16 protein-coding genes are annotated in these 18,808 nt (G+C 66.2%); 4 read left to right on the forward strand and 12 right to left on the reverse strand.

The genetic code is table 11. From position 1 onward, the window contains the following. Positions 1-4 precede the first annotated feature (4 nt). The 3 genes from rpmA to ACHAA4_RS01465 all read right to left on the reverse strand — a co-directional run bounded on the left by rpmA (position 5) and on the right by ACHAA4_RS01465 (position 3,997). Positions 5-259, reverse strand: coding sequence for a 50S ribosomal protein L27 (gene rpmA / locus ACHAA4_RS01455; protein WP_036475435.1), 255 nt, complete (start codon positions 257-259; stop codon positions 5-7). A gap of 52 nt (positions 260-311) precedes the next feature. Next, positions 312-620 (reverse strand): 50S ribosomal protein L21, encoded by a 309-nt coding sequence (gene rplU, locus ACHAA4_RS01460; protein WP_036475557.1) that lies wholly within the window; start codon positions 618-620, stop codon positions 312-314. Positions 621-829: 209 nt separating this feature from the next. Then, on the reverse strand, positions 830-3,997 hold the full coding sequence (locus ACHAA4_RS01465; protein WP_435772418.1) for an Rne/Rng family ribonuclease: 3,168 nt from the start codon (positions 3,995-3,997) through the stop codon (positions 830-832). A gap of 386 nt (positions 3,998-4,383) precedes the next feature. Between ACHAA4_RS01465 and ACHAA4_RS01470 the strand changes: the two genes are divergently transcribed. The 3 genes from ACHAA4_RS01470 (at position 4,384) to ACHAA4_RS01480 (ending at position 6,857) form a co-directional block, all read left to right on the forward strand. Further along, complete coding sequence (locus ACHAA4_RS01470) at positions 4,384-4,995, forward strand: vitamin K epoxide reductase family protein (RefSeq protein ID WP_435772419.1); 612 nt, start codon at positions 4,384-4,386, stop codon at positions 4,993-4,995. Between the two features lie 87 nt (positions 4,996-5,082). Next, the gene (locus ACHAA4_RS01475) at positions 5,083-6,192 is read left to right on the forward strand and encodes an S-(hydroxymethyl)mycothiol dehydrogenase (protein ID WP_435772420.1); all 1,110 of its coding nucleotides are present in this window, start codon (positions 5,083-5,085) and stop codon (positions 6,190-6,192) included. Positions 6,193-6,200: 8 nt separating this feature from the next. Continuing rightward, positions 6,201-6,857, forward strand: coding sequence for an MBL fold metallo-hydrolase (locus tag ACHAA4_RS01480; RefSeq protein ID WP_435772421.1), 657 nt, complete (start codon positions 6,201-6,203; stop codon positions 6,855-6,857). 64 nt (positions 6,858-6,921) lie between these two features. On the opposite strand, the gene ACHAA4_RS01485 is transcribed toward ACHAA4_RS01480, so the two are convergent. Together ACHAA4_RS01485 and ACHAA4_RS01490 are read right to left on the reverse strand one after the other, a co-directional pair. Further along, positions 6,922-7,734, reverse strand: coding sequence for a lipoate--protein ligase family protein (locus ACHAA4_RS01485; protein ID WP_435772422.1), 813 nt, complete (start codon positions 7,732-7,734; stop codon positions 6,922-6,924). 164 nt (positions 7,735-7,898) lie between these two features. Continuing rightward, entirely contained in the window at positions 7,899-9,278 is a 1,380-nt protein-coding gene (locus ACHAA4_RS01490; protein ID WP_435772423.1) for a DUF2252 domain-containing protein, read from the reverse strand. A gap of 239 nt (positions 9,279-9,517) precedes the next feature. Here ACHAA4_RS01490 and ACHAA4_RS01495 point away from each other — a divergent pair, with 239 nt between their 5' ends. Continuing rightward, complete coding sequence (locus ACHAA4_RS01495) at positions 9,518-12,247, forward strand: AAA family ATPase (RefSeq protein ID WP_435772424.1); 2,730 nt, start codon at positions 9,518-9,520, stop codon at positions 12,245-12,247. On the opposite strand, the gene ACHAA4_RS01500 is transcribed toward ACHAA4_RS01495, so the two are convergent. From ACHAA4_RS01500 to nrdH, 7 genes are all read right to left on the reverse strand, one after another. Continuing rightward, entirely contained in the window at positions 12,207-12,860 is a 654-nt protein-coding gene (locus ACHAA4_RS01500; protein ID WP_435772425.1) for a hypothetical protein, read from the reverse strand. The genes ACHAA4_RS01495 and ACHAA4_RS01500 overlap by 41 nt on opposite strands. Before the next feature lie 38 nt (positions 12,861-12,898). Continuing rightward, complete coding sequence (locus ACHAA4_RS01505; protein ID WP_435772426.1) at positions 12,899-13,684, reverse strand: MerR family transcriptional regulator; 786 nt, start codon at positions 13,682-13,684, stop codon at positions 12,899-12,901. A 14-nt stretch (positions 13,685-13,698) separates the two neighbouring features. Next, positions 13,699-13,887: a hypothetical protein gene (locus ACHAA4_RS01510; protein ID WP_435772427.1), complete on the reverse strand. Its 189-nt coding sequence runs from the start codon at positions 13,885-13,887 to the stop codon at positions 13,699-13,701. A gap of 526 nt (positions 13,888-14,413) precedes the next feature. Beyond that, positions 14,414-15,388 (reverse strand): class 1b ribonucleoside-diphosphate reductase subunit beta, encoded by a 975-nt coding sequence (gene nrdF, locus ACHAA4_RS01515; RefSeq protein ID WP_435772428.1) that lies wholly within the window; start codon positions 15,386-15,388, stop codon positions 14,414-14,416. 76 nt (positions 15,389-15,464) lie between these two features. Next, positions 15,465-17,609: a class 1b ribonucleoside-diphosphate reductase subunit alpha gene (gene nrdE / locus ACHAA4_RS01520; protein WP_435772970.1), complete on the reverse strand. Its 2,145-nt coding sequence runs from the start codon at positions 17,607-17,609 to the stop codon at positions 15,465-15,467. Positions 17,610-17,650: 41 nt separating this feature from the next. After that, positions 17,651-18,079: a class Ib ribonucleoside-diphosphate reductase assembly flavoprotein NrdI gene (nrdI, locus tag ACHAA4_RS01525; protein ID WP_435772429.1), complete on the reverse strand. Its 429-nt coding sequence runs from the start codon at positions 18,077-18,079 to the stop codon at positions 17,651-17,653. Positions 18,080-18,086: 7 nt separating this feature from the next. After that, complete coding sequence (nrdH, locus tag ACHAA4_RS01530) at positions 18,087-18,338, reverse strand: glutaredoxin-like protein NrdH (protein ID WP_146131116.1); 252 nt, start codon at positions 18,336-18,338, stop codon at positions 18,087-18,089. Positions 18,339-18,808: the final 470 nt, after the last annotated feature.

An 18,808-nucleotide genomic window follows, 5' to 3' on the forward strand; every position in this document is an offset into this window, starting at 1 on the left:
TGGATCAGGCTGCTGGGACGATGTTGACGACCTTCCGACCGCGACGGCTGCCGAACTCGACGGCGCCTTCTGCCAGTGCGAAGAGGGTGTCATCGCCACCGCGTCCGACGTTGACGCCGGGGTGGAACTTGGTGCCGCGCTGGCGGATCAGGATCTCACCAGCGGAGACATTCTGGCCGCCGAAGCGCTTCACGCCCAGGTACTGTGCGTTGGAATCGCGGCCGTTGCGAGTCGAGCTCGCACCTTTTTTATGTGCCATTGGGTCTGCCTACCTCTCGGGAAGAACGGGGAATCTGCGAACCTTGATCGCCTCAGGCGATCGAGGTCACCTTGATGCGGGTGAGCTCAGAACGGTGACCCTGGCGCTTGCGGTAGCCGGTCTTGTTCTTGAACTTCTCAATGACGATCTTCTTACCGCGCAGGTTCTCCAGGACCTCGGCCTCAACCGTGATCTTGGCGAGCTCATCTGCTGCGGTAGTGACCTTGTCCCCGTCCACCAGCATCACTGCCGGCAGCTTAATGGTGCTGCCTGCCGCGCCCGGAACTCGGTCAACGGTCACGAGGTCTCCAACGGAAACCTTTTCCTGGCGGCCGCCAGCGCGGACAATCGCGTACACCACTTGGGACTCACTTCTCTCGATGATCATTTCGGACTAAACCAATCGTGCATCTCGGCGGCGGATTCTCCTCGATGGAGATTCTCCGTCAAGCTGCACGGAAGACATGTTGGTGCCTACAACACCAAGGATCAACCCTACGCCAGTACCCCATGGACGGCAAGTTGGCCGAGCCCGCTCCCCCAGGAGGGGAGACAGGCTCGGCCCGCCGGCTACTCGGGGCGGACGATCTCCTCGGCCTTGACCCCGACGCCGAACATCACCGGTTCGCTGGCCGGCTTCTTCTTTGGGGTCTCGGCAGCACCCTGCTCGGCCGCAGCCGAGGAGAAGGTCTTGCCCTCCGGCTTCTGCGCGGCGGCGATGTGCTGGACCTCACCGGAGGCGCCCTGGACGGATCCAGCGGCACGACGACGGCGACGAGTCGGGGCCGGGCTGCGCGGTTCACGCGAGTCCAGCGCCTGACCCAGGGTGTCCAGCGAGGCCAGCTTGTCCTGGCCGGAGGCCCCTGCGGAGGCCGGCGCCTTCTGCTCGCGCTTCTCGGCGCGCGGCAGCGGCACCTCCTCGCCTCCGATCCGCAGCACCTTCTCGGCGGGAGCATCGGCCGGAGCCGCTGCGTCGGAGGTGCCGGACTCCTTCTTGGCAGAGCCTGAGCCCGAGTCGCCGGCTGGGCCGGCCGTCTCAGTCTGACCTGCAGTGCTCTGGGCAGTGCTGCCCGCGGGCTGGCTGGCGCTGCGGCGGCCTCGACGGCGTGCCGGGCGTGAGCCTGTGCCGGACCCGCTGGCGGACCCGGACTGGGCGTTCTCGTGGGAGCGGTCGCCATCGTTCCGGGTGTTGTTCTGCCCAGCCTTGTCCTGCCCAGCCGGGTCCTGCTCGGCGTCCTTGGCACGGTCGCCGCCGGAGGAGCGCTGCTCCTCCTCGGCGTGCTTGGAGGCGGTGGCGGCTGCGACCTGGGCGAGGGCCTGCCGGGCCTTCTCCTGCCGCTCCTTCTCCTCGGCGCTGACCTCGGGCGTGGACTGCTGGGAGTCGTTGTCATCCTCCGGGCGACGACCCTTGGCCTTGCGGCGCTTCTTCGGCGCCCGGGCCTTCTGCGGGTCGCCGTGGGAGGTGAAGGAGGCGCCGTGTTCGATCGGCTCGGCGTGGGTGATGACGCCGCGTCCCGCGCAGTGCTCGCAGTCCTCGGAGAAGACTTCGAGCAGGCCGGTGCCCATCCGCTTGCGAGTCATCTGGATCAGACCCAGCGAGGTCACCTCGGCGACCTGGTGCTTGGTGCGGTCACGCCCCAGGCACTCCACCAGACGGCGCAGCACCAGATCACGGTTGACCTCAAGGACCATGTCGATGAAGTCGACCACGATGATCCCGCCGATGTCGCGCAGCCGCAGCTGCCGGACGAGCTCCTCGGCGGCCTCGAGGTTGTTCTTGGTGACGGTCTCCTCGAGGTTGCCGCCGGAGCCGACGAACTTGCCGGTGTTGACGTCGACCACGGTCATGGCCTCGGTGCGGTCGAAGACCAGCGAGCCGCCGGATGGCAGGTTGACCTTGCGCTCCAGCGCCTTGTTCAGCTGCTCGTCGATCCGGTGGTGGGAGAAGATGTCGTTGGTCTGCTGCTCCTCCGGGATCCACTGCTGGAGCCGGTCGAGCAGGTGCGGGGCGACGTAGGTGACATAGGCCTCGATGTTGTCCCAGGTCTCTTCGCCCTGGACCTCCATGGAGGAGAAGTCCTCGTTGAAGACGTCGCGGACCACCTTGATGGTCAGGTCGGGCTCGGCGTAGAAGAGCTCCGGCGCGAGCACCTTCTTGTCATCGGCCTGGCGCTGGATCTGCGCCCAGAGCGCGCGCAGCCGGTTGATGTCGTTGGTCAGCTCCTCCTCGGAGGCGCCTTCCGCCGCGGTGCGCACGATCACGCCGGCGTTGTCCGGCATGTGGTCCTTGAGGACCTTCTTCAGTCGGGCGCGCTCGGTGTCGGGCAGCTTCCGCGAGATGCCGGTCATCGAGCCGCCGGGCACGAAGACCAGGTAGCGGCCGGGCAGCGAGATCTGGCTGGTCAGCCGGGCACCCTTGTGTCCGACCGGGTCCTTGGTGACCTGGACGAGCACGGAGTCCCCGGACTTCAGAGCGTTCTCGATCTTGCGCGGCCCCCCGTTCAGGCGGCAGGCGGCCCAGTCGACCTCACCGGCGTAGAGCACGGCGTTGCGACCCCGACCGATGTCAACGAACGCGGCCTCCATGGAGGGCAGCACGTTCTGGACCTTACCCAGATAGACGTTGCCGATCAGCGAGTCCTGGGTGGTGTGCGAGACGTAGTGCTCCGCGAGCACGCCGTCCTCGAGCACGCCGATCTGGATCCGCTCGCCGCGCTGGCGCACGATCATCTTGCGGTCCACAGATTCCCGGCGGGCCAGGAACTCGGCCTCGGTGATGACCTGGCGGCGGCGTCCGGTGTCCCGGGAGGACCGGCGACGCTGGCGCTTGGCCTCGAGCCGGGTGGAGCCCTTGAGTCCGGTGACCTTGTCCGAGGCCGGAGCCTCGGCGGCTTCACGCGGTGCGCGCACCCGGGTCACGGTGTGCGCGTCGTCCTCGTTGGACTCGACCTCGAGATCGGAGCTGCCACGGCGACGACGACGACGCTTGCGGATCACCGGCTCCTCGTCATCGGCGGAGCCGGACCGACGCTCGGCGCGGTTCTCTGAGTCGGATCCGTTCTTCGACGAGTCGCTGGAGTCGGCGTCGTCGGAGTCGCTGTTCTTGGAGTCGTTGTTCCCCGAGCTGTTGTTCCCCGAGCTGCTGTTCCCGCCGGAGGACTGGGATTCGGAGGATCCGGAGTCGTCGGCCTGGGAGTCATCAGAGCTGCGGTTCTTGTTCCGCCCGCCGCGACGACGCTTCCGGCGCGAGCGACGGCCCTGGCCGTCACCGTCCTGGTCATCCTCGGACTGTGAATCCCAACCCTGGGAATCCTCGTCCTCGGCATCCTGGTCCTCCGAGCGACTGCCACCGGAGTCGTAGTTCCGGGTGTCGTTGTTCTGCGTGGAAGAACCGGCGTCGTCCTGGGACGGGCGCCCGGCAGAGGAGCCGCTGCGGCGCGAACCGCGACGACGCGATCCGGACTCGGGCTCGTCGTCGTTCTGGTCATCAGCGTCGTCGGTGTCGGCGCTGCGACTCTTCGACGGGGTCCGTGCCTTCACGGTGGCCAGATCCGGTGCCTGGAAGAGGACGCTCACGGCGTCGTCCTGGACGGCTGCCCGCGGGGCTTCGGCCTCTTGGGCATCAGCGTCGCCGCGGGAGGGCTCGGAGCTCTCTTTCGACGGCTGCGGAGCGCTGAACGGATTGAAGATGTCGTTGCTGCCCGCGGCGTCGTCTGCGGGGGTCTCGGGGTGGGACATTATATGGAATTGCTCCTGACCGCTCCCACGGTGCCACACTCACCGCGTCTGCGGCTCTGCTTAGGTGGATTCAGCCGGTCGCGTTGACCCTGGCTCTCACAAAGGGTGCGACCTGCTCGTTCCACGTATCTGATGTTGTCTTAAACCTATGTTCCAAGCTCCACCGGCTTTCCGGGCGCTGCTCCTATGCTTCTCGGAGCGCGCTCTGCGCGGCCTTCCAGCGGATGCTCATCGCTCCCCTGTCCTCTGCTGTGAACGTTTCTCACGGCGGCATCTCTGAGGCTGAGGGGACGTCATGCAAGCCTTCTCGGTCTGCGGGTGTGGTCCGCTCGCCGATGCAACTCAGTATCGCATACCCCTCCAGTTATCTTGCGTAGAATCCCCGCATGGCCTTACACCCGACTGATCAGCTGATTCGCCCCCGCGTCGCCTCCACGCGCTCGGTAGGACTGTGGCTTCTGCTGACCTCTGTGATCGGCGCGGTGGCCAGCGGACTGCTCATGCACGAGCGCATCCAGCTCTGGCAGGACGCTGACTACACCACGGCCTGCGACATCAACCCGTGGGTCTCCTGCGGGCTCGTGATGGACTCCTGGCAGGCCTCCAGCTTTGGCTTCCCCAACATCTTCCTGGGCGTGATCGGGTTCCCGGTCGCGATCCTGGTCGCGGTGACCATCCTCGGCCGGGTCCAGCTGCCGCGCTGGTACTGGCTGGGGCTTCAGTCAGGCGTCACCTTCGCGCTGGGCTTCTGCATCTGGCTCTGGTCCCAGGCCGTGTTCGTCATCGGTGCGCTCTGCCCCTACTGCATGGTGGTGTGGGCGGCGGTCATCCCGATGTTCGTGATCGTCACGGCTCGCAACATCGCCACCGGTGCGCTGCCGGCCGGTCCCGGGCTGCAGAAGTTCTCCGCTGACTGGTGGTGGGTGTTCATCGTGCTGATCTACCTGGTGGTGCTGGGCAGCATCATCGTGCAGTTCCCTCAGGCCTTCACCGGCTGAGGTCCGGCCTGGTGCTCCTGGGATATCGTGGAAACCGGCGTGCAAGACTCGCTGAACGTGTGACCTGCAGATATTTAGGAGCTGGCAATGTCCCAGACCGTTAGTGCCGTCGTCGTCAAAGAGAAGAACGGTCCCGCCGTTCTCGAGCAGATCATCGTGCCGGACCCGATCGCTGGTGAGGTCGTGGTCGATGTCCTCACCTGCGGCGTGTGCCAGACCGATCAGCACTACCAGCAGGGCGAGGTGGGCGACAACTTCCCCTACCTGCTCGGCCACGAGGCCACCGGCCGGGTCTCGAAGATCGGTGAGGGTGTCACCAACGTGAAGGTCGGCGACACCGTGATCCTGAACTGGCGTGCAGTCTGCGGAGAATGCCGCGCCTGCCGCAAGGGTGAGCCGAAGTACTGCTTCGACACCCACAACGCCCAGCAGCAGATGACGCTGACCGACGGCACCCCTCTGGAGGCGGCCCTGGGCATCGGAGCCTTCGCCGAGAAGACCCTGGTCGCCGCCGGACAGTGCACCGTGATCGAGGATGTCCCCGCGGAGTCCAACGCCGCCGTCGGACTGCTCGGCTGCGGGATCATGGCTGGCATCGGTGCCGCGATCAACACCGGTGAGGTCAAGCGCGGCGAGTCCGTCGCCGTGATCGGCGCCGGCGGGGTCGGCACCGCCGCGGTGCTCGGCGCGAAGCTGGCCGGAGCCACCACGATCATCGCGGTGGACCTGGACGAGCGGAAGCTCGCCAAGGCCGCAGAGCTCGGCGCCACCCACACGATCAATTCGAGCGAGTCCGACGCCGTGGAGACCATCCGCGAGATGACCGGCGGCTTCGGCGCCGATCTGGTCATCGACGCCGTGGGCCGGCCCGAGACGTATAAGCAGGCGTTCTACGCCCGGGATCTCGCCGGACGCGTGGTGCTGGTCGGGGTGCCCGATCCCTCCCTCACCCTGGAGCTGCCGCTGGCCGACGTCTTCGGCCGAGGCGGCTCGCTGAAGTCCTCCTGGTACGGCGACTGCCTGCCCTCCCGGGACTTCCCCATGCTGGTCAGCCACTACCGCAGCGGCAACCTCGACCTCGACGCCTTCGTCACCGAACGCGTGAGCCTCGACCAGGTCCAGGAAGCCTTCGACACGATGAACCGCGGCGAGGTGCTGCGCTCGGTCGTCGAGCTGCAGTCCTCCACGCAGAATTGAGGAGCACCATGAGCACCAGCTTTGAGAATCTCGTCACCTCCGGAACCTTCTCCCTCGACGGCGGAACCTGGGATGTGGACAACAACGTCTGGATCATCGGTGACGAGCACGAGGTGATCATCATCGACCCGGCCCACGACGCCGACGCCGTGGCGGAGGCCGTGGGGGAACGTGCCGTCAGCGCGATCCTGCTGACCCACGGGCACGACGACCACATCAGTCAGGCCCTCGAGGTGCAGAAGCGCCTCGGCGGCAGGATTCACCTCAACCCAGAGGATCAGATGCTCTGGGACGCCGTCCATGAGGGCACCGTGCCGGATGTGCACATCAGCGACGGCGATGTCTTCACCGTCGGTGACGCCACCCTGGTGGCCATCCACACTCCGGGCCACTCCCCCGGGTCCACCTGCTTCTACTCCGAGGCGCTGACCGGCCCCGACGGGACCACGCAGCCGGTGCTGTTCTCCGGAGACACGCTGTTCTCCGGCGGCCCCGGCGCCACCGGGCGGTCCTACTCCAGCTTCGAGACCATCATCGAGTCGATCCGGACTCGACTGTTCCAGGAGCTGCCGGCCGAGACGCTGGTCAACACCGGGCACGGCCCGTCGACCACCATCGGGACCGAGTCACCCAAGTTGCAGGAATGGATCGATCGCGGCGAGTGACCTGCGACTGATTCGATCAGCTGCTGAACTGATCGGCTGGTGACGTGATCGGCTGATGAGCTGGTCAGGCGCCTGCTGTGATGCTGGAAGGGATCGGCGAGGGTTCGTCGATCCCTTCCAGCGTCCAGTGCCGACGGTAGACCTGCAGCACCGCCGCTTCGATCGTCTCCACGGTGGCGTCTGCGCCCAGGTCCGTGATCGCACCTGCCGTGAGCGGGTCCCAGGGAATCCCCAGCGCCGCATAGGTCCGGGAGAGCACCCGACGTATCGGCGCTCCGTCCTCGACGATGATCGAGGAGGAGAAGAGCCAGCCCGAGCTGATCACCCGCTGGGCGGTTCCGATGAGCTTGATCCTGACGTCAGGATGAACCCTCGAGACCCCGTGGATCGAATGATCCCCCGGACAGTACTCCCCCGGGATGGGACCCAGGCGGGCCGAGACGCCCGCGATCTGAAGCGCCTCGCGCAGCAGCTCGCCGAACTCGGTGAACCTGGCCTGGGAGTGCCGGATCGGATCGGGGTCCGGCTCGATGTGGTCGATGACCAGGGATCCCTGATGATAGGCCGCCGCACGCCCCCCGGCGCGACGCACCAGCGGGGTGAAGCCTTCCTCCTGGCAGACCTGGGCCGCAGCGGCGAAGCCCGGCAGCCGTTCATCCCGCTGCCCGAAGGCCACCGTGGGTTCCGGCCGGTAGAGCCGCAGCAGCGGAGCGATACCAGCTTCGCCCGGTCGGCCCGCATCCCGGGAGCGCTGCGCATCGGGGGTGCGCTGAGCATCCCGGGTGCGGTTCAGCAGAGTCAGTGCCCGCTCAAGATCAGCTTCGGCGCCGCGGCTGGTGTGCTGCCGGTAGACCTGGAGCTGCGCTGCCGCGGTCATGAAAGCTGTGTCATGGAATGGGAGCCGGTCGCTTCGGGATCGTGAGCTGGACAGTTCCACAACTTTACTCCACCGGGCCGCTCCCGTGGGTGGTGCGGATCGTCTGCGCGTCGGAGCAGTGCGGGAGAAGTCCGGCGGCGAGGGCCGCGGCACGCGGCGGCCGTTCACCATGCACGTTCCGCGGCCTCCACGTGCCCGCTCGCGATGGCTGCGCTCAAGGCGCTGTGATCAGTGCGAGTCTGGCCCGCGTAGGCACGCGCGTAGTCCAGGATTCCGTCAGTGAACGCCGTGCCTTTTCCGATGTAGCCGGCGATGGCTTCGGGATCACCGCTGCGCGCATGCGATTTGGCGAGTGCCTGGCCGCACGCACGTGCGAACTGCGGCAGGAAGCCTGCGATCTCGTGTCCGCGCGGGATGACCTTCATGTCGCGGAACTGGCGCACGTAGTAGTCGATGCCGCCGACTCGCATGTGCCCCAGGAAGATGTCGCTGGCTGTCTGCATGAGTCGCTGACCGACCACGATGCGTTCGCCGTGGTTCGCGAACTCGCTGGGACCGAGGAACTGCTCGTATACAGACGCCTCGGCCTGCTTCGCCTGCGAGAAGAGCGGCTGGCGGCCGCTGTCACCTTCAAGCAGGTGCAGCCACACGCGCATGCCGACGCTGCCCACGCCGACGATCTGGCGCACCGAGTCGGCTCGGGTGAACCGGTCGACGAGTCGACGCAGGTGGGGAGGGATGGAGGCCAGGTACGTGTCGTAGACCTCCTCGTAGGCTCTCGTGACCTGCTCGGGGCTCATGTTCTCGTCAACCCGCTTCAGCGGGTCCAGGCGAATGCGGGGTCGTCCGTCCACCTCCTCGACGAGCTGCCGTGCGGCGCCGTGGTGGGTCCGCTTCTTCGCCCGCTTCTCGATGGAGCTGACCGTGACCTCCGCGAAGTCCGAGGCCAGGCCTTTCAGAGGCACGTCGACCGCGATGTGGTCGTACCAGACATCCAGTTCGCCCATGCGGGCGCAGCGCCGCATGGCCTTGCGGTAGCCGTCGACGGCTGCTGCGGCGGAGTCTTCTGCGCACGCGGGGTCGATCGTCTCTGTCTCGACGAGCACGTGGATGCTGGTGGCGAGGCGCTTGAGATCCCATTCGAAGGGACCGGGGAGTGTCTCGTCGAAGTCGCGGGCGTCGAAGAGCAGTCGCCGCTCCGGCGATGCCCAGTAGCCGAAGTTCAGGATGTGTGCGTCGCCGCACATCTGGACTCTCAGTCCAGAGTGCGACGCAGAGGCGAGGTCCGCGGCCATCACGGCGGCGGCCCCGCGCAGGTAGGTCCACGGTGAGGAGGCCATACGTGCGTATCTCAGTGGCAGGAGATCCGGGTCGCGAACGGCATCCTGGGCCCGCAGCCGGTCCAGGGCGGACATCTGACGCACCCGGGGATCCCACGTGGCAGCGGCTCGGCGGGGCGCCACCTTGCGCGCCTCACGTCCGTCGACCGCGTTCGCCGAGGTCCGGTCCGTGGAACGGACGCGTGGGGATGCGGAGTTGTTCATGGTGGGCCTCCCCATGACGGGCTTCTGACGTGTGTTCTCGGCGCTGCTCCACGCCCTTCTCGCGCCGACAGATCCTGCAACGGGATTCTGCACCGTGTTCCCGGCACACGGTCAACCTTCTGCGGGCTCCGGGCCCCTGCCGAGAAAGTTTCCGAGCCGGCTTCTGCGAGAACGGTCATAATGGCTGTTGTAGGCACAGGGTTTGATGCGGATCGTTCCTGGGCGGAAGGAGACGGCCGGTGCTTCTGGGTCGGCACGCGGAGTGCCGCCGGGTCGAGCAGCTGCTGGGCGAGGCGAGGGCCGGGCGCAGCGGCGCGCTCGTGGTGCGCGGCGAGGCCGGCGTCGGCAAGACGGCCCTCTTGGAGCACCTGCACACCAGAGCCCTGGAGCTCGATTTCCGCATCGAGACGTCCACGGGCATCGAGGCCGAGACGCAGTTCGCGTACGCGGGCCTGCATCAGGTGTGTGCTCCCCTGCTGGACCAGTTGCCCACGCTGCCTGAGCCGCAGCAGCTGGCTCTCGGCGTCGCGCTCGGTCGCAGGGCCGGCTCGGCGCCCGACAGGTTCTTGGTGGGCCTGGCAGCTCTGGGGCTGGTCTCCGAGGCAGCGGAGAGCAACGGACTGCTGTGTCTCGTCGACGACGCTCAGTGGCTCGACCCCGCGTCGGCCGAAGTGCTCGCCTTCGTCGCACGCCGGATCGGAGCCGATCGGGTGGCCATGGTGTTCGGCGTCCGCGACGGCGAGCCCGGAGCCACAGTCTTCACCGGCCTGCCTGAACTGCCCCTGAGGAGACTCCGCGACACGGATGCCCGGCTGCTGCTGGACTCGGTCGTCCCGGTGCCCCTCGACAAGGACGTGCGGGAACGGATCATCGCCGAAACGCGCGGCCACCCGCTTGCCCTGGTGGAGCTTCCCACCCACACCCCGCCGGCCCGGCTCGCCGGCGGGTTCCAGCAGCCCGATCTCTCAGACCTCTCCGGTCGCGTCCAGAGCGAGTACCGGAATCGCTCACACGGGCTCCCCGAGGAGAGCCAGAGACTGCTGCTGCTCGCCGCGGCGGACCCGACCGGGGATCCCACGCTGCTCCAGCGCGCCGCCCGTCACTCCGGCATCGCGGCCGACTCGGCTGCCCCCGCCGAGGCGGCCGGACTCTTCGAGATCGGCAGCCGGGTGCGCTTCCGGCATCCGCTCGTGCGGTCGGCCGTCTACACAGCGGCAGGACCGGTCGATCGTCGCCGCGCCCACGCGGCCCTGGCGGCTGTCACCGATCCGGAGTCGGAGCCGGACCGTCGGGCCTGGCATGCGGCCCAGGCGACCCCTGGGGTCGACGAGCGCGTCGCCGGTGAGCTGGAGCGATCGGCCGCCCGCGCCCGAGCCCGCGGAGGCTATGCGGCCGCTGGAGCGTTCCTGCTGCGAGCGACGCAGCTGACCCCGGATCCGGCCGCCCGGGCAGCACGCGCTCTGGAGGCCGCCCGCGCCGTGCACGAGTCAGGCGCCTCGGACACGGCGCTCGATCTGCTCGCGACGGCCGAGGCGGGCCCTCTCGATGGGTTTCAGCGCGCACGTCTGACCCTGCTGCGGGCGCAGATCAGCTTCCATCTGAGTCGAGATCAGACCGTTCCGGAGATGCTCCTGCATGCCTCACGCGACATGGCGGAGTTCGATCCGGACCTCGCTCACGAGACGCATCTCCACGCCCTCGATGCGGCGCTCGTGATCGGTGGTCCGACGGCTCAAGTCGTCGCCGAGACGGCCCTTGCGGACCCCTCACTCGCGCACGTCGGGCGACCGGTGGACCGGCTGCTCGGCGCGCTGTCGGCAACGCTGATCCGAGGATTCGCCGAGGGTGTTCCTCTGCTCCGCGACGCCCTGCGATCGGTGTGCGATGCCGATCCTTCAGATGCCCGGGCACCGGGATACCGGTCCTGGCTCTGGCTGGCGGCGCGCGCCGCCGTCGGCATCCTGGACGACGACCTCGCCTATCGTCTCGCAGAGGCGAACGTCCGCTCGGCCCGGGCGGACGGAGCTCTGTCGGGTCTCGCCAGTGCGCTCAACTTCCACGCCAACATCCTGGCGCTCGGCGGTGAGCTCACCCGCGCCGGTGAGATGGCCGGGCGGTCGATCGCGATCTCGGCATCTACCGGCGGAATGCCGATGCGCCACGCCGAGACCATCGTGTCGGCATGGCGGGGTGACGCTGACACCGTGACCAGGCTGCGGGAGCTCACCTTGCGGGACCGCGGCAATCCCGCCGATGGAGCCGAGGTCGCGCTGGCAGCGTACGCGACCGCTGTGCTGGCCAACGCCCTCGGCGAATACGAGAAGGCGCAGCGCGCCGCGACGATCACATGTGCATGCGTCGCACTGTCGCTGAGCAGCGTCGGCCTGGCAGAGCTGATCGAGGCAGCCACCCGCGCGGGCGATCCGCACAGCGCCGCCGGGGCCCTCGAGGAGCTGAGCACCCGTGCACACGCCTGCCAGACCTCGTGGGCTCGTGGCCTGGAGGCGCGGTCGCGTGCACTGACACTCTCCGGCCCGCCCGCCGAAGTGCAGTATCGCGCCGCCATCGAGCATCTCGAGGCCTCACGACTGACCGGCGAAGCGGCGCGAGCCCATCTCCTCTACGGGGAATGGCTGCGTCGTCAGGGCCGCCGTCAGGAGGCCCGGAAAGAGCTGGGGAGGGCGCACGACCTGCTTTCCCGCATCGGTGCAGACGCCTTCGCGGCCCGAGCGGCTAAGGAGCTCCGCGCGACCGGTGAGCACCCGCGTCGTCGCACGACGCCATCGACCGGCGAGCTCACGGCCCAGGAGCTGCAGGTGGCGAGGCAGGTGGCCACGGGCGCCACCTCTCGGGAAGTGGGTGCGCAGCTGTTCCTGAGTCCCCGCACGATCGAGGCCCACCTCCGGAGCATCTACCGCAAGCTCGGGATCAGGTCGCGTCGCGAGCTGAGGGACTTCCCGCTGTCCTGATGCCCGTGCTGGCGCGCGCGTGCTGCGATTCCTCCGCGTGGCCGCGGCGGGTGCCGCGCCGTGATCGGGGACGACGTTTCTCCTCTGGGTTCGGCAGCGCGATCGTCGAGTCGAACTCGCTGATGACAAGCGCGGCGGTGCTCGCGAAGCCGGCGGCGATCGTGATGACCAGTGAGGGGATGTACTCAGAAGGCGCCGGGGTCCATCCGCCGATGAGCCACGGCAGGACGAAGGCGATGAGGACCGCGACGGTCGTGATCCATTCATTCAGGATCAGCGGCATCGATGAGCCGGCGCCGCCCTGAGTCACGATCTGCCGCACAGTGCCCACCGTGGCGGCGAGCAGCATGGTGATGAGCGCGAGGAACGTCAGGGCACCCCAGATCGGCTCGGCGAAGACCAGCACGAGCGGCAGGAGCAGCGGAAGCGAGTAGGCGACGAACACCCACCGCACGGCCACGCGCATATACCGGTCGATCGGGATCGTCTTGCTCGTCGCCGACCGGTAGTGGGACAGGTCCAGGTAGAAGAAGACTCCGACGATGAAGGTGCCGAGGAGAGTCGCCGAGACTCCGGAGACGGCGAGCAGGAATTCCGCGACGTCAACGGGCATCGGTCGATTTCGCGGATCGCTGGGAGCCGTCGTGCGGATCAGACATGAGTTCCCTCTCGAATGCTCATGCGGTCGTCCTCCGCTGCATCGACTCGGGCCTGCAACAGTTCACGCGCGATCAGACTCGCACGGAAGAACACGTCAAGCTGCGCCGAGTTGTAGAGGTCTGCGATGGCTTCCGAGATCGTCCGCCGCACCACGGATTCACTCCTCGACAGACGCTCGGACTGGTTCAGAAGCCAGGGATAATCGGCCAGATTCTGAGCAAGGACCGGTGCGAGAAGCTGTACGAGACGTTCACGGCTCGCCTCGTCGGCGTCCGGCGGCAGTCGGTCGATCTGGGCGCCGACCCGGTCGATCGTCTCGTCGACCTCCACCATGCGTCGCAGGTCGGCCATGGCCTGTGCGTCATAGAGCTGGCCTGAGATGTGCAGGATCGAACGATCCGACTCCGACAGCCGGGATGCCACTGATTCGAAACCGGCCGGCGCATCGGCGGGGGCGTCCTCTCGAAGAATCGCGGTGAGGTCGGCTTGCGCCTGCTGGAGCCGCTCGATGCCCGCCACCAGCTCCGCATCCAACTCGCGCAGAACCTCCTGGCCGCCCTCGCTGCCGGCCTTGACGGCACCGACCTGCCCGAGCGGAAGACCCAGGTCTACGAGCCGACGGATCTTCAGCAGCTGCACGAGGTGTCTGACTCCGTACTGCTTGTATCCGTTGGTTCTCCGCTCAGGCTCCTCGAGAAGCCCGAGACGGTGATAGTGCCGGACCGTGTTCACGGTCGTCGACGCCATGTCTGCGATCTCACTCGTACTCCACGCCATGGTGCACCTCCCCGTCAGGTGCCTCGCGTGGTGACACCCGTGACCTGAAGACCGATGATCAGGCAGCCCAGCGCGGCGGCCGCCGTGACGCCGTTCTCCGGGGATTCGTGGTTCGCGTTCGAGGCGCCGGGCGGCCTGCGTTCCGACCTGGCGGAGATCGTTGAGACCGGGCGGATTCTCGTAATGTCCGGGTACTCGCTCATGAGCCGTCTCCTTCTGAGTGGACCGTTCTGCACGGTCGCCGGTGTTCACCACAGGATCGCATCAGCGAGATTCGTCTCGCGTCGGTGAAACTCACCTAACTGGCGGAGCACGGATCGTGTGGAGATCCATCGCTGGATCGACTGGACGTCAGAGCTGTTCCGGGTACGGCGAGCAGCACCGCTTCCGCTGCGCTGACGTCGCCCCCTCCGCGACCCAGTCGCGTCACCCGATGCCCGGCGCGCTCCCACAGGTCGGCGAGTCCACCGCCGATGTTTCCTCGGCCGATCACGGTGATGTCCATGCTTGTCTTCTCCTCATCCGATGCACGAGCTTGCGGAGTAGTCGAGGGCAGCCGATCCGTGCTCGAGGTGACCGAGGATATTCGCAGGCCCCACGAACGGGTAGTCCTGGTCGTCCTTGTCCTCCTCGGTCATGTCGAAGAGGGCGCGAAAAAGGCCCGAACCCACGAGATCTCGCGGGTTCGGGCCCCTGACCAGCTGCTTCGCCGGGCCTAGAGAGAAGTCGTCAGAAGTCCCAGTCGTCGTCCTCGGTCTCCTCGGCCTTGCCGATCACGTAGGAGGACCCGGAGCCGGAGAAGAAGTCGTGATTCTCATCGGCGTTGGGGCTCAGCGCGGAGAGGATCGCGGGGTTCACGTCGGTGAGCTCCTTGGGGAACATCGCCTCGTAGCCCAGGTTCATCAGGGCCTTGTTGGCGTTGTAGTGCAGGAACTTCTTGACGTCCTCGCTGAGGCCCACGCCGTCGTAGAGGTCGTGGGTGTACTGCAGCTCGTTCTCGTAGAGCTCGTACATCAGCTCGTAGGTGTAGTCCTTGAGCTCCTGCTGACGTTCCGGGGTCTCGCGCTCCAGGGCGCGCTGGTACTTATAGCCGATGTAGTAGCCGTGCACGGCTTCGTCGCGGATGATCAGCCGGATGATGTCTGCGGTGTTGGTCAGCTTCGCACGCGAGGACCAGTGCATGGGCAGGTAGAAACCGGAGTAGAACAGGAAGGACTCCAGGATGGTGGAGGCCACCCGCTTCTTCAGTCCGTCGTCGCCGTGGTAGTAGTCCATGACGATCTGCGCCTTGCGCTGCAGGTTCGCGTTCTCCTTGGACCAGCGGAACGCCTCGTCGATCTCCTTGGTGGAGCACAGCGTGGAGAAGATCTGCGAGTAGGACTTGGCGTGGACCGATTCCATGAAGGAGATGTTGGTCAGCACCGCCTCCTCGTGCTGGGTCAGCGCGTGCGGGATCAGCGCCACTGCACCGACGGTGCCCTGGATGGTGTCCAGCAGGGTGAGTCCGGTGAAGACCCGCATGGTGAGGGTCTTCTCCTCCTCGGTCAGCGTGGCCCAGGATTGGACGTCGTTTGACAGCGGGATCTTCTCCGGCAGCCAGAAGTTGTTGACCAGCCGGTTCCAGACCTCGCTGTCCTTCTCGTCCTGGAGGCGGTTCCAGTTGATCGCCTCGACGTGCTCGAGGAGCGCTTTGGATGGTGTCAACGTCAGGAGTCTCTTTCTAGAGGAAGCGGGGTTCCGGGATGGGCGGTGATGATCACAGCCCCGATGGGACCAGGGGTCACAGCATGCAGGAGACGCAGCCGTCGACCTCGGTGCCTTCCAGCGCGAGCTGGCGCAGGCGGATGTAGTAGAGGGTCTTGATGCCCTTGCGCCATGCGTAGATCTGCGCCTTGTTGATGTCGCGGGTGCTGGCGGTGTCCTTGAAGAACAGCGTCAGGGACAGGCCCTGGTCCACGTGCTGGGTGGCAGCGGCGTAGGTGTCGATGATCTTCTCGTACCCGATCTCATAGGCATCCTGGTAGTACTCCAGGTTGTCGTTGGTCAGGTATGGCGCCGGGTAGTAGACGCGCCCGAGCTTGCCCTCTTTGCGGATCTCGATCTTCGAGGCCACCGGATGGATCGAGGAGGTCGAGTTGTTGATGTAGGAGATCGAACCGGTGGGCGGGACGGCCTGCAGGTTCTGGTTGTAGATGCCGTGGGCCATGACCGAGGCCTTGAGCTCCGACCAGTCGGCCTGGGTCGGGACGGCCACGTGGCTGAACAGCGTGCGGACCTTCTCGGTGGCCGGGGCCCATTCCTGCTCGGTGTACTTCGTGAAGAACTCACCGGACGCGTACTGCGAGTTCTCGAAGCCGTCGAACCGCTGGCCGGTCTCGATGGAGATCTGGTTCGAGGCGCGCAACGCGTGGTAGAGCACCGTGTAGAAGTAGATGTTGGTGAAGTCGATACCCTCGTCGGATCCGTAGTAGACCCGTTCCCGCGCCAGGTAGCCATGCAGGTTCATCTGGCCCAGCCCGATGGCGTGGGAGCGCCGGTTGCCCTCAGCGATGGAGGGGACCGAGTTGATGTAGGACATGTCCGAGACGGCCGTCAGCGTGCGGATCGCGGTCTCGATGGTCTGCCCGAAGTCCGGGGAGTCCATCGCTTTGGCGATGTTCATCGAACCCAGGTTGCAGGAGATGTCCTTGCCGATCTCGGAGTAGCTCAGGTCGTCGGCGTACTCGCTGGGTTCCGAGACCTGCAGGATCTCCGAGCAGAGGTTCGACATGGAGATCCGTCCGGCGATCGGGTTGGCACGGTTCACCGTGTCTTCGAACATCACATACGGGTAGCCGGACTCGAACTGGATCTCGGCCAGGGTCTGGAAGAATTCGCGGGCGTTGATCTTGGTCTTGCGGATCCGCGCGTCGTCGACCATCTCGTGGTACTTCTCGGTCACCGAGATCTCGCTGAACGCCTTGCCATAGACGCGCTGGACGTCGTAGGGGCTGAACAGGTACATCGGCTCGTTCTTCTTGGCGAGCTCGAAGGTGATGTCGGGGACGACGACCCCGAGTGAGAGCGTCTTGATCCGGATCTTCTCGTCCGCGTTCTCGCGCTTCGTGTCGAGGAAGCGGAAGATGTCAGGGTGGTGGGCGTTGAGGTAGACCGCGCCGGCGCCCTGGCGTGCGCCGAGCTGGTTGGCGTAGGAGAAGGAGTCTTCCAGAAGCTTCATCACCGGGATCACGCCGGAGGACTGGTTCTGGATGTGCTTGATCGGGGCGCCGTTCTCCCGGATGTTGGTCAGCGAGAGGGCCACACCTCCCCCGCGCTTGGAGAGCTGCAGGGATGAGTTGATGGCGCGCGCGATGGACTCCATGTTGTCTTCGATGCGCAGCAGGAAGCAGGAGACCAGCTCGCCGCGCTGCTTCTTCCCGGAGTTCAGGAAGGTCGGGGTCGCGGGCTGGAACCGGCCGGAGATCATCTCGTCGACCATCTTCGTCGCCAGCTGCTCGTCGCCGCGGCCCAGGTGCAGCGCGACCATGGTGACCCGGTCCTCGTAGCGCTCCAGGTAGCGGTCGCCGTCGAACGTCTTCAGCGCGTAGGAGGTGTAGAACTTGAAGGCGCCCAGGAAGGTGGGGAAGCGGAACTTCGCGGCGTAGGCGCGGTCGAAGATGGCGCGGATGAACTCCTTGGAGTACTGCTCCAGGGTCTCGGGCTCGTAGTAGTCGTTCTCGACCAGGTAGCCCAGCTTCTCTTCCAGGTTGTGGAAGAACACGGTGTTGGTGTTCACGTGGTCCAGGAAGTACTGGCGGGCTGCGAGCTGGTCGGCCTCGAACTGGATCTCACCCTCGGGGCCATAGAGGTTGAGCATGGCGTTGAGCTCGTGGTAGCTCAGACCCTGCCACTGGGCAGGCATGACTTTGGCCAGCGGTGCGTCCATGGAGTCCCTGCCGTGCTGGGTCTGTGCGCTGCTCGCCGCGTTCAGCGGCTTGGTTGCTGTTTCCAAAACTCTTCCAATCCCATCTCGACCGTGGCCACGTCTTCGGGTGTGCCCATCAGTTCAAATCTGTACAGGTGAGGCACTCGGCACTTGGCGGCGACGATGTCACCTGCGATGCAGTAGCTCTCATGAAAATTAGTGTTGCCCGCGCCGATGACTCCGCGCAGGAGGTTTCTGTTGGACTCGACGTTGAGGAACTTGATCACCTGCTTCGGCACCGAGCCTTCACCGCCGTCGGCGCCGTAGGAGGGAAGGACCAGGACGAAGGGCTGCTCCGCCGCGAGGGTCTCATCCTTGGTGCGCAGCGGGAGTCTCGCGATCTCCCCCGCCCCGCGCTGAAGCTTCTCCACGAACCGGTGCGTGTTGTTCGACACCGAGGAGAAGTAGATCAGCCTTGCCGTGGTGTTCACGGCTGCATCAGGCGACCGAGCTGATCGCAGCGTGCTGAACGGCCAGCTCGGAGATCTTGTCGGGGCGGAATCCGGACCAGTGGTCGGACTCGGTGATGACCACAGGAGCCTGCATGTAGCCCAGGCCGCGCAGCCGCTCGAGGGCCTCAGCATCCTGGGTGATGTCGACGGTCTCGTAGGTCACGCCGTTCTTGTCCAGGGCGCGGTAAGTGGCGTTGCACTGGACGCAGGCGGGCTTGGTGTAGACAGTGACAGACATGAGGCTCTCCGATTCAAACGTGACGTTCTTGCGATGCCTCAATACTACATCTTGGGTCCGGAGATATCAGCAGACACTAGATGCTGTACTTGCACTGCTGTAGTTCTCCACCGGCTCTCCACAGGACCTGTGGACCGTGACTCCCCTGCGGTGACGCGGAAGCGGCACCCCCGCAGGGTCTTCCTCCACAGCTGTGGAGGCCGGTACTCCCGAGAAAAGTTTCTCTTCACATTCGCGTGTCTCGGCGTGTCCCCACTGCTCGAACAGGAAGATGTTGCGTCGACACCTGCTGCTTTTCACCAGATGTTGTGGTTGGGATCTCATCGTCGACCCTGTCGACCCTGTTGACGCTGCGCGCGGGCCCGGCTCTCCGGTCGTCACGGGCCCAAGATTCTCGAGCTCGGATTCTCGAGCCCGCCCTCGCGGTGCCTCCAGCCTATCGGCACTGGCGTTCTCGGCGCTGGCGACGA

Origin of the sequence: Nesterenkonia maliinae (assembly GCF_051262655.1) — a bacterium.
Taxonomy (GTDB): Bacteria; Actinomycetota; Actinomycetes; order Actinomycetales; family Micrococcaceae; genus Nesterenkonia.